This window comes from Vibrio jasicida 090810c (assembly GCF_002887615.1).
In the GTDB taxonomy this organism is placed as follows: Bacteria; Pseudomonadota; Gammaproteobacteria; order Enterobacterales; family Vibrionaceae; genus Vibrio; species Vibrio jasicida.
Window position 1 is genome coordinate 1,926,780 of sequence record NZ_CP025793.1, and the last position, 15,898, is coordinate 1,942,677.

Genomic DNA, 15,898 nt, shown 5'->3' on the forward strand with positions numbered 1-15,898 from the left:
CCTCTTATAACTTACCAACTAGGTTAATGAACACGCCTGATGCATCGTAATCATCATCATTCGCTAGGTTACCGTCAAAGCTTGAGAAGTTGTAACCCACCCCAACTTTAAAGTTATCGCTTAAGTGTTTGTTCACCGAAACCAATGCACCCTGCTCTAGCTCATCATATGTGCTGTCGGTCTTCCAATGGTACTCACCCGTTACATCCCAATCTTTCATGACGCGGTAAGAGGCACTCAAGCCATAGAGAGAAATTTTACTGTCGACTGGAATGTCTTCGCCTGATTGACGAGTAAAAATTTCACTCTTATTTTTGAATGCGTATTTCGCACCTAAATCCCAGTTTGCATCCAACGAGTAGATACCTTCGATTTCGATGATGTGGCTTTCTTCATCTTTGTAATCAACATCTCGATTAAGTTGGTCGAAATCCACCAAGTAGGTGTAACGCGATAACACGTTCAAGCGATCGTTGTAGATAGGGCGATATGCTAAACCTGCTGTCGACTCAATGAAGCGTGCTAACACTTTATCGCTTGATTTACTCTCTGAGCGTGAGTAGTTGAATTTACCAAATAAGGTGTACTCTTCCGTTAGATGATGTGTGTAACGGTTAGTCGTCACCCACTGGTCGACACGTTTTTTATCTGGATCTGCGGAATCATCGGTCTTGTCGACACGGTACTCGACTTTGTTCTTGAACAATACGTCATCTACATCAATGGATGTACTCACACTCACCGCTTGGCGCTCTGTGGTGATCTTCTGGTCGTCTTCAATTTCCCCTTTTTGGTAGCCAATGCCCATGTCGATGTCATCGTTCATGTCATAGCCAAAACCGAATGAGTCGATACGCCCTTTACCGTTGTTTTCATCAACAAATTGGTTTTCTTGGTAGAAGTCGACCGTTGAAGTCAGATCTGCACGTTGACCGACAATCACATTGTTTTTGCCTTCGTAAGTATCATCTACGTAAGTTAAGTATGTGCTGTAATCTTCGGTTACGTCGTAAGTCACACTCGCTTCAGCAGCATCACCGCGATCACCAGTGGTGTATTCTGCGCCAACCACGAAGTCTTCTAAAATACGGGTTTCACCACCCAGAGTAACGCTGTCGTTCTCATCGTATTCATCAGTCTTACCGACGGTTTTTTGGCCTTTAACATAAACATTATTGTCGCTGTCCCAAATGTAATCGGCACGAAGACCCGCTAAGGTGCCTTGGCCTTTTTCATTTTCGTTATTCAGTTCATCAACTTGCTTACCTGCTGCGGAGATCTTAATGTTTTTGGTAACTTTAACCTGTGCTTCCAGTTCCGCTTGTTGGGTATCTGTTCTTAGATCGCCATCGGATTCGCGCTCTTCAATCGAGGTAAAGCGTGTTTTCACAGCAACACGATCGGTCGCTTGGAAGCGAATTTCAGTGCCGTAAGATTCTTGTTCTAAATCGTCATCTTGGTTTGCGTAACTGTATCCCGCATCTTTAGATTTATACCAACCCTTAACATCGTTACCCACCGCAGAGAAGATATTCGGCGCAATATCATAAAGGTTCATCACGCCTTTCACCTGATAGATGTCACCTTCTCTATCTTCACCGACAGTACCAATCGGCTCAAAAGTTAAACCGCCGTCTAATGAGACAAAGTTTGAATCGGTTTGACGGCCTTTACTATGGCCAAATTCCGCCTTCAAATACGTACCTTCAGAAGCGCGTAATGTCAGATCTGTTCCGTACGCTTCATAATCTTGGTTGTCTTTTTCTTCGGTTTGATAATTGGCGCCAACACCAATGTAATCATTCACCCATCCTTTAACACGACCACCAGCAGTCAATGCATCCAAAGCATCACTGCCCTGAGGTACATATTCATAGTCCACCGCTAGATAGTTGTCATAACCAGACGATGGTTGGTCGTTGATGACGGTGCCGAAGTTATCTGAAATGATGTTGTTCAGCGGTCTGGTCAGAATAATACGACCTTGATAAGGATCGATTTCATAGTCTCGTCCCGATTGCAGTGGCATTTCCTGGACCGTGATGCTGCTGTCAGGATCAACAACTTTCACCATCACCTTGTCGCTGCCTGGAACCACTTCACCATGACGCAAGAAGTACAGCGAACCACCGGTCCCTAGGAATTCATCGTGAGCGAAGAGTGAGTCAGATTCAGCCGCAAAGCCGACAATGTTTAGGCGATCTTCACCAAACTTGGTGGTTGAGCGAGTACGGTAATCACCTTTGAAGCCATACAAGCTACGGTTGTAGTCGTTGTTGTCGGTGCCAGTAATACCAGTGTTGTAGTTACCCCACAAAACATTGGATTTATCGTACTCAACGTTGAGGTAAACTTTACCTTTGGTATTCACCACTTTGTAGATGTTGGAGCTGTCACCATAATTGCCGTAATACATCTCATCGTCGTCTTCCAGAATGTCGAACACACTGGATGAGTCAGAGGCAAACGGGTGCTTAAACATGTCTCGCACGTCGCTTTCTTTGGTATCAAAGTGGGTAGTGATTCTGAGTTTGTCACCAAACTTACCTTGGCCAAAGTACGCTAGGCGGCCTTGATTGTAGATATCATCTTGGTATTGGTCATCGACTGCCAATGCAGCGGAGTTGCCCGTCACCTTATTTTTACCGATATAGAAATCGGCAAGACCGGCTTGTACCCAGTATTCATCTGGAATACGTACATACAATTGGTAGCGACGCTCTTCTCCATTGTCGAATACTACGCGCGTCGGGAACAAGTACGCATCCGCGGGTAGATATTGCTCTGCGTACAACTCACCTTCTTCAACATCAAATTCGTCTTCGCCGATAATGACCTTATCAACGCCTTTTAGTCCCGTACCGATGAAACGAGCCAGCCCCGCTGAGGTCGGAATGTTATGGCGCATCAACTGTGCTTTACCAAGTTTACGGCTTTGTTCTTCTTCGCCGTCGTTCTTGTCGATGTCGACTTCAGAATCTGGCTCAACTAGGTTAATCACGCCGACCGTCGTCACGTCCATATTGCCGTCTTTATCGAACGCCTTTAAGCGAAACAACAACTGTTCATTCGATTCGAATTGGTAATCTTGCTCGGTTTGACCATCCCAAACTATATTGAAGTCGTTGGCGAACTGTTGCCCTTCCACGATCGCAAGTGGTGCGACTAAACCCCGGTCACCCCCGCGATAAACTTCCAACTGATAATGGTCTACGTAATAGCTGAAGTTGGTGGTAATCGCGAAACTCATTTCTTGTAATGGCTTACCGTCACGAACTTCAATGTCACTGCTGATACTTAGATCCAACACAGGGTCAAAACGCATAATGTCACGGCTTGCCCAGATCGCACCTTGTTCTAAATAAATACGCGAATTATCGATTTGCTCATGCGCTTTAACTTCAATACCCAGTGAGTCACTGTCAAGTTTCTCCAATTGACTGGTGTCTTTCGCGAACGAAAGTATCGGCAACCCAGCCGCGATACACATTGTCAGTTTTGATGGTCTCAATCTAATCATAAATAATCCTGCTTAACCGCTTAAGTGGTCGGCTGGGCGCACCCAGCCTGCATCTGTGCTGCTAACGGTTAATCATCCCCACTGCTTTTGATGCTGAAGTTAAATTTCGTCAGTTTGTTTGGTGTGATTCGGCGCACTTTCGGGTTTTCACTGATTACCTTCATGCCTGTTGGTAGCGAGTCAGTGTCGACTTTGACCAAGAACTGCTTACCTTTTTTATTCAACACCCACTGATCTGGTACATGGTATCGACCATACTGGTCTGTCTCGATGATGATGCCTTCGACAGTCAATAAGCGAACCCCTGGAATACCGTCTTCGTAGATCCCTTTGTTCTCTACGACGATCTCCCAAAGGTAATCGTCACCATCTCGGTAGAGGTTTCGTATCACATCGATATTTTCTGCCGACAATCCTTTCTTCTTATCTCCTTTGTGCTTAGTCGTAGCGTTACCTTGCATGTCAAATTCGATGTAAGTGCCATTATCGGTCGTCACCTTGAATGGGAAGCCTTGGCGGGTCCGCGTCTTAAATTGGAAAGCCACTTTGTTGCTACCTTCAATGGTTCGGTTGCGAGATAAGCCATACAATTCATCGACTTCATAGCCTTTATCTACACCCGACATCACAACGTCTTGCCCTTTCAATTTAACGTTCGCGTCTCTCAACTGAGTCTCTACTCCATCTTGAGTAATGAACGTGGAATTCGGAATGTAATCCCCCTCTGCAAGGTCAACATCGATGTAGATATCATCGGCAGTGGCATCAGCTTGGAAGCCATCACCGTTGTGATCTTCAAACACCTTACCGATGATGGATGCAGTATCGAACACCTTGTCTGGCATAACTTCGACCGTTGCACTGGCAAGGTTCGACTTCACAACGTAGTTGGTCGTGGTGTTTTGTGCGGAGAAGCTTTCTGCCGGTGGCGCTTCTGCCCATGCGGTGTTGGTGTAAACGCCAAAGGTAGCACCAACACTCACACGCATTAGGTAACGAATTCGAATTGCGTCTGCAGTTTGCGAGTCACCGTTGCCATAGATATTCATATCTCCAACTTCGAAGAACAACTGATTGGTCTTAGTTGGCTCTACGGTAATTTGGATGTCGTCTGCGGTATCGAACACACCATCTGGTCCACTGTTCACCATCTCGGTAGAGTCAGGGATGTAAGCGAAGCCTCCTGGGTAGCGGTCAACCAAGCGAACCCCTGTGAATGGGTTGTCGTTTTCGTTGGTGATCGTCACTTCATATTCCACAACTTCACCGACGCTCGCTTCTGACTTGCTAGCAACCTTAGTCACTTTCAACATGCCTTCGTTGTACGCTTGCTTCTTGACCTTAATGGTCACATTGGCGGAAGCGGTTTCACCTGTCGATGCTGCGGCAGTGAATACGTTTGTGAAGTTGTCATCGATACCTCGGTTGATTTCACCCTTCACCACGATTTCGTATTCATTACCTTGATACGCCTTCATGGCATGGTTTGAATCGACATTGCTATCTGAATCAACAGAAACCACAACACCAGACTTGAGCTCGGTGATGGTCGCTTTCCATGTGGTGAACAATGGATTGCCGTTGTTACCAATGAGCTTATCGATTTCATCCAACAAGTTGACGCTTTCTGCATCGGCAGAACCTCGGTTGGTCGCGGTCATTGTGAAGGTAATTTCATCGTCGTCGTTGGTGTATTCCGCTTTATCCGCCACCTTGGTCACCGACAAAATGATCGGCAGTGGTTTGATGGTTGCGAAATCATCAGCAAGGACATCACTTTCTGACTTGTCATAGGCATACGCGTGGTTGGTGATTTCTCCCATCGCATCCGCGTTGACGACACCCGTGATTTCAATGTCCAACTGATCGTTTGGCGCAATAATCACACGGCTATTCACATCCAGGTTGTCGCCCTGAATTTGTGGCAACACGATGGTGCGGTCGTCATTATATGAGCTTGTCATACTCCAACTGGTAAACGCTGGCGCTTCGGTGTCGTGAATCGTATTCACCTTCAACTCAGAGATAAGATCTTTTAGCACTATCTCTTCGGTAAACGAGCCAGATTCATTACTTAACACCACGTGGTAAGTGACGTTTTCACCCGGGCGGTAATACTCGTCATCCACGGTTTTCTCAAGTTTGACTGACTCTGGCATCGCTAAGAGCGTCGCTGTTGCGTCTTGAGTATCCCCCCGGAACGTGGCGCTTGCCGTGTTTTCAATCTCACCAATGGCGTATTGGTTTACGAGACCAGTAATCACAAACTCCACCTCATCATTTGCCGCAATGCTCAGCGTCGAATCAATGTCAGCATTCACACTTGGAATATTGGTGATGTCTGTTTCTGGGTTACCTTTGTTGATATCAATACGCCATGAATCAAACGCTTTCACGGTCGTCCCATCAAGTCGAACAACGTCAATATTGCTGATAGCATCTTTCACATCAACATCCGTTGCTGGCACAGTGCCTTCATTCTTCACCTTAACGCGGAATGTCGCTTCCGTGCCGGGAACATAGTATTCCGTGTCTGCGGTTTTCTCGATTGAGATACCTTGAGATTGAGGCTGGATGGTCGCACTTGATTGTTGCGTGGTGCCATTCAGATCCGCAGTGGCAATATTGGTAATTTCGCTCGCTGCCAATGGATTGGTTTTCACCGTAATGGTGAACTCGACAATATCATGTGGGGCAATATCAATAACTGAGCGAATATCTTGGTTATCGACTGGCATTGGCGTGATAGTCGTACGACTGTCACTTTTAGTGGTTTCGATAGTCCAACTCTCAAACGCACGTTCATTTACACCGTAGATGTTGATCGCTTTAATGCCTGACAGAATGTCGTCTAGCTCAATATCATTATCAAAGCCATCGGTCCCGTTGTATACACGAACATGGAATACCGCTTCTTCACCCGGGATATAAATTGGCGATTCAGCCGTTTTCTCAATCCAAACTTCTTCAGGTAACGTCTCAAGCGTAGCCGTTGCATCGGTAGTCGCACCACCGAACTCAGCCGTCGCGGTGTTAACGATATTGGCCACTGCACTGCTGTTGACTGTACCTGTAATAGCAAATTCCACCGTGTCACCAGGTGCAATATCAAGGTTGGTAGAAATCTCACCGTTTGGTCCCGGAACCGTATCTATGTTGGTACGTGGGTCCCCTTTAGTGGTCACGATCGTCCAATCGTTAAACGCAGGTTCTATCGCTCCACCAGAGGTTTCAACTTCAAGTGAAGAAATGATGTCCTCGACTTTTACATCTGCCGCAAAGCCGGAACCATTATTGGTCACTTTGACGCGGAATGTGGAGAACTCACCCGGTTGGTAGTAACGCTCATCGGTGGTTTTCTCCAGAACGATATCACCCGGACGTGGTTTCAACGTTGCTGTTTCCGTCACGTCTTTACTGTTGTGATTCAACGTTGCGGTGTTAACAATGTCGCCCGTTGCTTCCGGGTTCACTAAGCCAATAACGTAAAGAGTGATGGTGTCGTTCGGTGCGAGGTCGATGTTGTAATCAATATCCTTGTCAACCACAAGTGAGTTCGCATCGACGGTAGTCAGTGAACTGCCCGTAACATATTGAACCGCCCATTGTAGGAAAGCTTGGTTGGCCGAACCATCAATGGTATTCACGGTGAGCGCACCAATTTCATCTTTCAGGTTGATGTCATTCGCGTAGCTGTTACCTTCGTTGACAATTTTCAGGATGTAACCTGCCGCTTGGTTAGGGCTATAAAACTCCACCATTGGCTCTTTCGTAAAGGTTAAATCTGGGATCGTCGCTGTGCTGGTTGCTTCTGCAGTTTTAGTCGAACCATTGTAGGTCACTTCAACTTGGTTGGTGACATCGCCCACTACTTCTGGGTCAAGCTCCCCTTCTGCAGTAATGGTCACGACATCATTTGGACTGATGTCCAAGCTGCCATCTAAAAACTCACCCGTGGACGATGGGAACTTAGTCTCACCCGTCTGTGAAGACGCATTGAAGAAGATGGTGCCAGACTCAAACGCTTTTACTGTCGCGCCCGTAATACTGGTCGAAGTAATGTCGTTGACTAGATCCTTAATGGAAACATCACTTGCCCAGTTGGCTGTGGTGTTTTCAATTGTGATGGTATAAGTAAGCTTGTCACCTGATTCGTATTGGCTCTTATCAACCGTTTTATCGACCGTGAGATCAGCCGTTGCCGCCACATAAGTCGCATCCGCAGTTTGAGAGCCGCTTGAATCGCTCACTTCCACTACGTTAGTGATATCACCAACAAGGTCCGCTTTTACAACACCTTCAACATGAAGTTTCACTGTGTGGTCTGGGTGAATGTTGTAGCGAATCTGATAACCATTGTCGCCAGTCACCTCAGAGCCTGCAATGGGCTGAGTCAATGTTGGATCAGTACCGTCAACACTCACTGACGTCGCTGACCAAGAATCAAATGCACGAACTGGTAAGGTCGCACCCGCTTTTTCAGCACGAATCGTCTTCCAAAGGTCAGAAATCAGGACATCGGTCGCATAACCTGTACCTGTGTTTTTCACCTCGATATCGTAGCCAATGGTATCGCCTGGATGGTAAATCGCGGGGGTAATTGAAGTGACTTTCGAAACGGTAAGTGTTCCCGGTTCAGGGATGATAACTTTTTCTTTCAGGTTGTAGGTGAAGTAATTGGTTCCTGAATTTAGTTTGCCTTGTAGTTGGTTAGTAAACTCACCAACTGCATCATCGCGAGCATGACCAATGACTTCGATTAGGATTTCAGTATAAGTATCATCGGCCGCTTTACCACCCATCTGAACCGTCACATCAATATCCGTGTTTGGAGCTACAGAGTTAAGGTTACTAATGTCTGTGTAAGCCGGATTACCATCAGTGATAATTTGAGCACTTACCGTCCAATCCTTTAAAGCAACTTGCTCTGTACCATCAGCGACTTCAACTTTGTAATTGCTAATAATGTCACGAATGTCAATCAACTCGTTATTTGCAGTCTCGTTGCGAACACGCATTTGATACCGAACTTCTGAACCTGGAGTATAAGTTGGTGTGTCCGTTGATTTTTGAGCAATCAGGCTCGACGTACCAGGATCTAGAACGACGGCATTACTATCAACGCCGTTGACTTTGGCCACATTGGTAATGGTCCCAGTGGCGTCCGCCGCTACTGTGCCGTCAATCTCAAACACAACGGTGTCGCCTGGCATCAAGTCGAACGCTGCATTCAGTGGTACAGTTCCTTGGTAGTTACCCGTAATTGAGAATCGGTCTGCATCAGGCGCACTCACGATTGCCACACTGTAGTCTTGGAATGCTGCCTTACCATCAGATGTATCAATGGTGTTTAGTTCATCAACGATAGTCGCGCCATTGGTAATGCTGTCACCCACGTTGGTCACGCTAACTTGATATTGAACTTGACCGTTCGGGTTGTAGTGACAATCTGTGCCAGTCGTTGATGGGAAAGTACATGTACCACTGTCTGCGGTTGTACTCAGAACTGACTTCTCGAAGTTCAGTACAGGCACAACTGGTGGAATTACGTCCGTGGTATCACTTTGGTTCCCAGCCTTACCCGTGTTGCCATCGATATCACCAAGTGCATCCGGGCGAACTTTTCCTTTAACCGTAAACTCAATGACTTCTTCCGGAGCGATATCGACTAGTAGGTCAAGATCATCAGTCGCATCATAAGACTCGATGTAAGTGTCTTGGGTTCCCGTTGTACCTGTTGAAGTGAAAGTATGAGATATATCCGTATCTGAGAACGCTGATTTCGTCGTCCCACCGATCACTTCAACGCGAACGTTAGAGACAATATCTTGGATCACGGTTTGGTCACGCCACACGGGCTCGGTGTTGATCACCGTGAATTTGTAGATGACCTCATCTTCAGGTTTGTAGGTGTCACCGGATACATAAGATTTGCCATCGATTGAGACAATTTCTTTGCTCACCGACAGATTACTGCCCTCAGGCGTAACTTTCGCGGAATTGAAGTTACTGCCGTTGTATTTCGGTGTCGCAACAATCTGGTCGAGCGCATCTTGGCGGATCTGTGACTCCATGACAAAGTCAATCCAACCACCCGGCGCGATCGAAAGTACTGAAATATCGATATCTGCATTCGCACCACCAGTGTAGCCATCAATCAGAGTAGTCGCTTCACCGGATGTGGTAGCGGTGACTGTCCAACCATATTGATCAAATGCAGGTAGCGTTTGTGAGTCAGATTCACCAACTGCATTCTGAGCAACACGTACTTTGACATTTGAGAACAACTCTTTCAGTGATTTGTTGTACTCCAAACCTTGACCATTGTTCTCAATACGCAAGTGGTAAACGATCTTTTCGCCGTCTGTCGTATGGTTGTATGTGGTCTTGTGTGCTGCCAATGATGTATCAGTGTACGCTTTATGCGACTTAACAATGTTCACCGGCAGCATGTTCACCGGTTCTGACGGTAAGTTATGGCTCTTGTCGACCACTGCAACGTTAAGAATTTGACCTATCGCTTTCTCACTGATCTTCGCTTTGATCGTGAAAGTAACAAAGGTTCCGCCTGTTGCAAACTCATTAGCTGCTAGGTTGAACTTAGTATCGATATCACTGTTGTTACTGACAGAGCCCGCATCACTAATACCACTCGAATCAACACTGGTAACAACGGTCCATGAATCAAATGCACGTCCTTTACCACTACCATCGAAGTAGTCGGTCTGGATCTTGCTGATTTCATCCTTGATTGGCATCTCATTAATGTGAACATTATTTAAGTTCTTCAGCGAGATTTCATACTCGATATAACCACCCGGCGTATAACCACCACTTAACTCGGTAGTGCCATCCTGATCGTAGATTTTGGTGACATGTTTTGAGAAGTCGTACTTCTCTGCAGAGGCTTTGGTCTCCGCACTCACTGTATCGCCATCAACAGTAAGTAAGTTCAAGATCTCTCCTACGGCGTTGTTGTTCACCTTAGCCGTCACAACATACTCAATGATTGTGCCTTTAGGGATAGAGGCATGAGTATCGATGTCTGCGTTATCAGCAATCTTGCCATCCAGATCGAGAATAGCCGAGGAGCTACCACTGACGATCCTTGGAACGACCGTCCAACCCGAGTCAAACGCTTTACCGCTTGTGCCATCGACAAGATCGACCATGATATTAGACAGTCGGTCGATAACAGGAATGTTGTATGCGTTACCCTTACCATCGTTTTCGATTGTTAAACGGTAAACTAGAGGTTGCCCCGGCTCGTAGCTTGATTGATCAACCGTCTTACTGAACGCCAGATGATAGCTGTTCGGGATCACCGTGATGCCACCAATAGTGATTGTACCGGTCGCGTCTTCACGCACCACACCCACGACTTCAAAGGTAACGGAATCTTTGCCAGCCACATCGATCGTTGTGTTGATGTCTTTATTATCCGCAACAGTACCATCCAATGTGCCGTCGGTTGTGCCGTCGCCACCATTTGAATCATCTTTCGAAACATCGACGGTGAAACCTTTATCAAATGGCGTCGCTAAAGAGCCATCCAACAACTGAGTCGTCACACCAGTAATGTTTTCGCTTACAGCGTGGTCATTGACATAACCAGTTTGAGAAGAAACCGTTACTTGATAAGTTAAGGTATCACCTGGCGAATAGAAGCGAGACTCAACCCCATTAACCAGTAGCTTCCTCACCACATCGCCGCCATTGTAAGCTCGCTCCATCTCATGATGAGAAAGATGTGATTCTTCAGTAACTTGGCCAAAGTCACGGTATACGTAGGCGTCATTCTCAATTTTGTCGTTTAAGTTCCCCATTGAATCCTGAGAACCAATAACATTGTCTTTAACACGAGCTTTAATTCGGAAAGTACGCAATTCGCCCGCAGCAAGTGTCATCGTGTTCGATGCATCACCAGGTGGGTAGATAAAATCTTCGGTAGTTTGAGATTGAAAACCGCCGCCGTCATCGAAATCAAACTGCCAGTATTCAAACGGAGATTGGTTTGGGTAGTTTTCATATTGGTTGTCTTTGTCATTTGCCAAAACAGAACGAATATCTGTCAGTAAATCAACGACCTTAAGACCGCTTTCGACATTCGCGCCATTGTTCAAAACACGAATTTCATAAGTGACGTCATCGCCAGGAACAAAGCGAACTTTATCCGCTGTTTTCAGAATAGAAACGTTAAGAGAGTCCCCTGATGTACCACCAATCTCGGCAGAAGAGGATTGGTTTAAGTTCGTCGATGGATCGTAAATCTCTGCAGTATTAGCGATCTCATCTTCTATGTAATCGTCTTTAACTTTGCCTCTCACATTGTAAACAACGTAACCTTCGACACCGTTAATTTTAGGATCGATATCGATACGACTATCGATATTTCCGTTATTTGGATACCCCGACTTTTCACCAGCATAACTGCCCGTTTTAAAAGGTGAATTATTGGAATCTGTAGACGCCGTTATTTCCCATTCAGAGAACGCATTCAAGCCCTTAATATCATCTGTGACACGAACTTCGTTTGCATAACCAGGCCCAGTATTGACGATGGTAATCTTGAAGTTAACCCATTGGCCTGGAACAAACGAATCATCAGGTGTTGTTTTCGCAACAATCACTTTTGGATCATGAGGGTAAACAATAACCGTATCCGATGCAGATGATTGAACTGTTGAATCCGGTGTTTTGATTTCTGCTGTATTGTCAAATCGCGAGTATATAATCTCACTTTCATTTGAGCGGTCGATTTGTGCCACGATGGTGTAAACCACTTCAACATTCGGCGGGATTTGTGCCGTTGTATCTAGATCCGTATTTGGCGCAAAAGTACCGACGTCGGTGTACGCTGGATTGCCATCCAATTGAGGATCATCTGAGATAATCTCCGCACTGATCGTCCACGATTTGAACACTTGTTTTGATGTCGTATCTGGTTCCAATATCTTCGCGGAGATCGAAGATAAGGTGTCTTTTACAGCAACATTTGTCGCATAACCGTTTTCTTTATCGTTCTTTAAGCTGATTTGGTAAGTGACTTCGGTATCAAGCTTAGAATACGCAGTCTGTTCACCATGAAACCCGCTGTCAGTATTCGTCTTCACACGTTTGTTTAGCGCAATCGCAAAGTCGCGAGGATCAGAGCCTCGATCGGCATAGACAGAGCCATCAACAGTTACTTCGTTTGAGATATGGCCATTTGCTAAAGGGTTAGTCTGAGCAACAATGGTGTACTCAATATAGGAGTGAGGTTGAAGCGTAGCAATGACATTCAAATTGTCAGGGTGTTTCACTTCTCCAGTGATACCAGTATTTGAAGCGGTCGCTGGTGTGCCATCGTCTTTAAACGCTTCGGCAGTGATCGTCCAATCCGAATAAGCATTGATTTCTTTGCCATTGATATCGGTTGTTTTCACTGAGTTAAGGTCGTCTAGTACCTGAACTTGGTTTGCAAAACCATCACCGTCGTTCGTCACGGTAATGGTGTAAGTCAGAGTCTGGCCAGAAGAATAAAAACGGCTATCTACGTCTTTACTCGCACGTAAGTTATCATCTGGAGTTTGAACACCCGAGCCTTCTTCGGTTACGTTATCATTAGAGCAACTTGGGTCGTCATCAAGAATGAGGCCTGTACTGGTATCATTCGTTTTGGCGGTAAGTTTGTACTTAATGGTTTTACCCGGTGCGATGTCCGGTGTCAGCGAGAGTGGACTTGATGTCCAAGCTCCATAACTAAAAGAGCCAGGATCAGAACCAATCGAGTCTTCACCAGAAATCACTTCAACTTTCCATTTTTCGAAAGCCTGCCCATCACCAGCGCCACCCGCTTGCTCGGTAACAACACACGTCAAGTTATCTTGAACTAACAGGTTATTGGCAAAGTATTTTGATGAGCCATTTGTAACGGTAATTTCGTACTCAATTTCACCACCTGGTACATATTCGGATGCAGAAGTGGTTTTAGAAATAGAGATATCAGAATCCGTCACACTCAGCACTTTTTCTGCGTCAACCGTATCGGAAATACTGGAGCTCTCGACTAGCGAACCAGACTCATCTGTCACCGAAGCAGTAAAGCCTTGCAAAGTACCAATCGTAATCGGTGTGAGTGTTGCTTTAATTTGGTAAGTAATCGACTCACCCGGATAAATAGAAACGGTATCGTCAAAGTCGACATCCGTTTGTGAGCTGCCTTGGTAATCAGAAAGTGAATTACTGCCAATGCTTGAAACTGTAATATCCCATGTGGTGAAGGGATTTCCATCCACATCAGTGTTATCGTATGAAGGGGATAAATTGTTAGCTAAACCATTGCGGCTTACTAAGTCTTTAATATTCTGTTTTACATGGTAATTATGAGCAATCGCACCGCCGTTATTACTCACCTTCAATTCAAAATCAACTTCACCGTTAATTAGGTATGGCGATGTCGAGTTTAACGTGTGCTCAAGTTCAATATCAGGATCAGCTGGCGGTGTCGATAGTGGGTTACTGTCGACCGTACCAGCACGAGTCGTGGAGCTTGCTTGGGTATCAATATCGGATACTAGGTCCGCAGCAACCGTCGCTTTGATGGTGTAAGTAATGTAGCCACCAACAGAGATCTCCGCATCGGTGACCGATAAATCCCCTGTTGTCGCAAAGTTACCGGCATCGCTCCCCGATGAAGCGACGGCACTAATGGTAACACTGCTAAATGCATCCCCCGTTGAACCGTCTAACTTCTGCCCCGTTAAAGATGCAAATTCTTGCTCAATATCTAATCCTTTAACCGCATAAGCACCGTTATTGGTTGCCGTCAAAGAGTAAGTCAATGTGCCGCCAACCTCATATTCCTCGGGATTAACATATTCTTCCAGAAGATAATCGTATTCAGCTGGGGGGAAAGTAATCGTGTCCGTGTTTGTAAAAGTCGTTTCTGTGCCGGAAACCGTCCCTTTTACTTCTGTGTTGCCGAGAACGATATCTTCAGCGGCATCATCAGCAACTGTTGCTTCAATTTGATAAGTAATGCGCCCTAGCGGTAATAAGTTAGCGCCGGTCACGTTCAAATTACTATTGCTGGAGGAATAACTACCTGCATTCGTTCCTAAGGTGTGAGTATCGGTAATCTTGACACTGCTGAACGCCCTACTCGATCCAGACATTACATCCCAAATGGCATTCGTCACTGACACATCACTGATCGTGCTGATCGTCGTATTTCGAACTTCAATCGAGTATGTAATGACCTGTCCATTTTCATAAGGCAGACCGAATGTTGGACTAAAAGATATTTCAATTTCCCCTGCTGCTAATGCTTTGAAAGGAAGCAAAAACATAAGCAAAAACAAGGCTAGATAACGTTGAACAATTGGCACAATACTTTTCCGACTCATATAAAATATTAATTATTCAGATATTTATGACTAAGCTAGCAATAGCGTCAAAAACTAGGCGCCGAGATATTGTCGACAGAAGAATTTACATTGTCACGTTTCTGTCATTTTTTATTCGGCATTGGTTAAAACTACTTGGCTATCAGCTCTGGTTCAGATTTGCGACAGATTCAAGCTGCGCAGAGGTAATAAATTCACCAAATGTTTCACACCAAATAATAACGGTCGTGTAGTTGTCTAAAGGCAAATCTTGAGGAAGAGTGACCATAAAACGGTCAAATGTTTTCACGTCACCCACATTAATCATTTGCGGCTTCAATCGATTGAAGTCAGCTTCCGTTTCAACAAATTTAGGAGAGAGGTACACTTTATAATCTGGGCCCGGAGCAAGCTCACCTTCAAAAGCCAAGGTGTCTTCCGTTAGCCAGATATCTCCTTGCCCCCAATGCAAAAAGTCACTGTCGATGCGATCTCGTTCAAAGACTCCACGATAGAGCAGCCCCTCAGAAGAATGAGAGATCACTGAGACATCAGGAGAAGTGGGTTGTATAAGAATAGGCAGCGCGTAAATACCGGCGGCAAAACCAGCCAAAACACATAAAGTGTGGCTTACAAGCAACAAAATCCATTTCATAGTTATATACCTAGCTTTAGCTAATACGACGTCATCGATAAATTTAGTCTATAAAGTTCGCTAAATCAGGGTATTAACCAAAACTCAGAGATTTCCTATATATTTTTCAGGTGAAGGTCACAAATCTGATTATTATATTGCGCCTCGTGATGCTTAAATTGAATATTCATCATTTAAACAAACGCAACTAATGGAAATATAAATGAAAAAAATTGGTGTTATGGAAGAGTGGTTTTCTTTCGGTGAACGTAGATTTACCTGCATTTGAAAAAGCAGAGGGATAACCAGAAATGGAGTTGAATACGGAAGAAAGGTAAAAAGCCAGCCTTAGTACTTTCATCCTCGGCTGGCTTTATT

At 45.3% G+C, this 15,898-nt stretch carries 3 protein-coding genes; all 3 read right to left on the minus strand.

Annotated features, from left to right (window positions below):
- Positions 1-4 precede the first annotated feature (4 nt).
- Positions 5-3,520 carry a hypothetical protein gene (locus tag C1S73_RS26155; RefSeq protein ID WP_038870375.1) on the minus strand — a complete coding sequence of 1,172 codons (3,516 nt, stop codon included), beginning with the start codon at positions 3,518-3,520 and terminating at the stop codon, positions 5-7.
- Between the two features lie 68 nt (positions 3,521-3,588).
- Positions 3,589-14,907: a hypothetical protein gene (locus tag C1S73_RS26160; RefSeq protein WP_373863213.1), complete on the minus strand. Its 11,319-nt coding sequence runs from the start codon at positions 14,905-14,907 to the stop codon at positions 3,589-3,591.
- Positions 14,908-15,049: 142 nt separating this feature from the next.
- Entirely contained in the window at positions 15,050-15,541 is a 492-nt protein-coding gene (locus C1S73_RS26165; RefSeq protein ID WP_038870374.1) for a DM13 domain-containing protein, read from the minus strand.
- Positions 15,542-15,898: the final 357 nt, after the last annotated feature.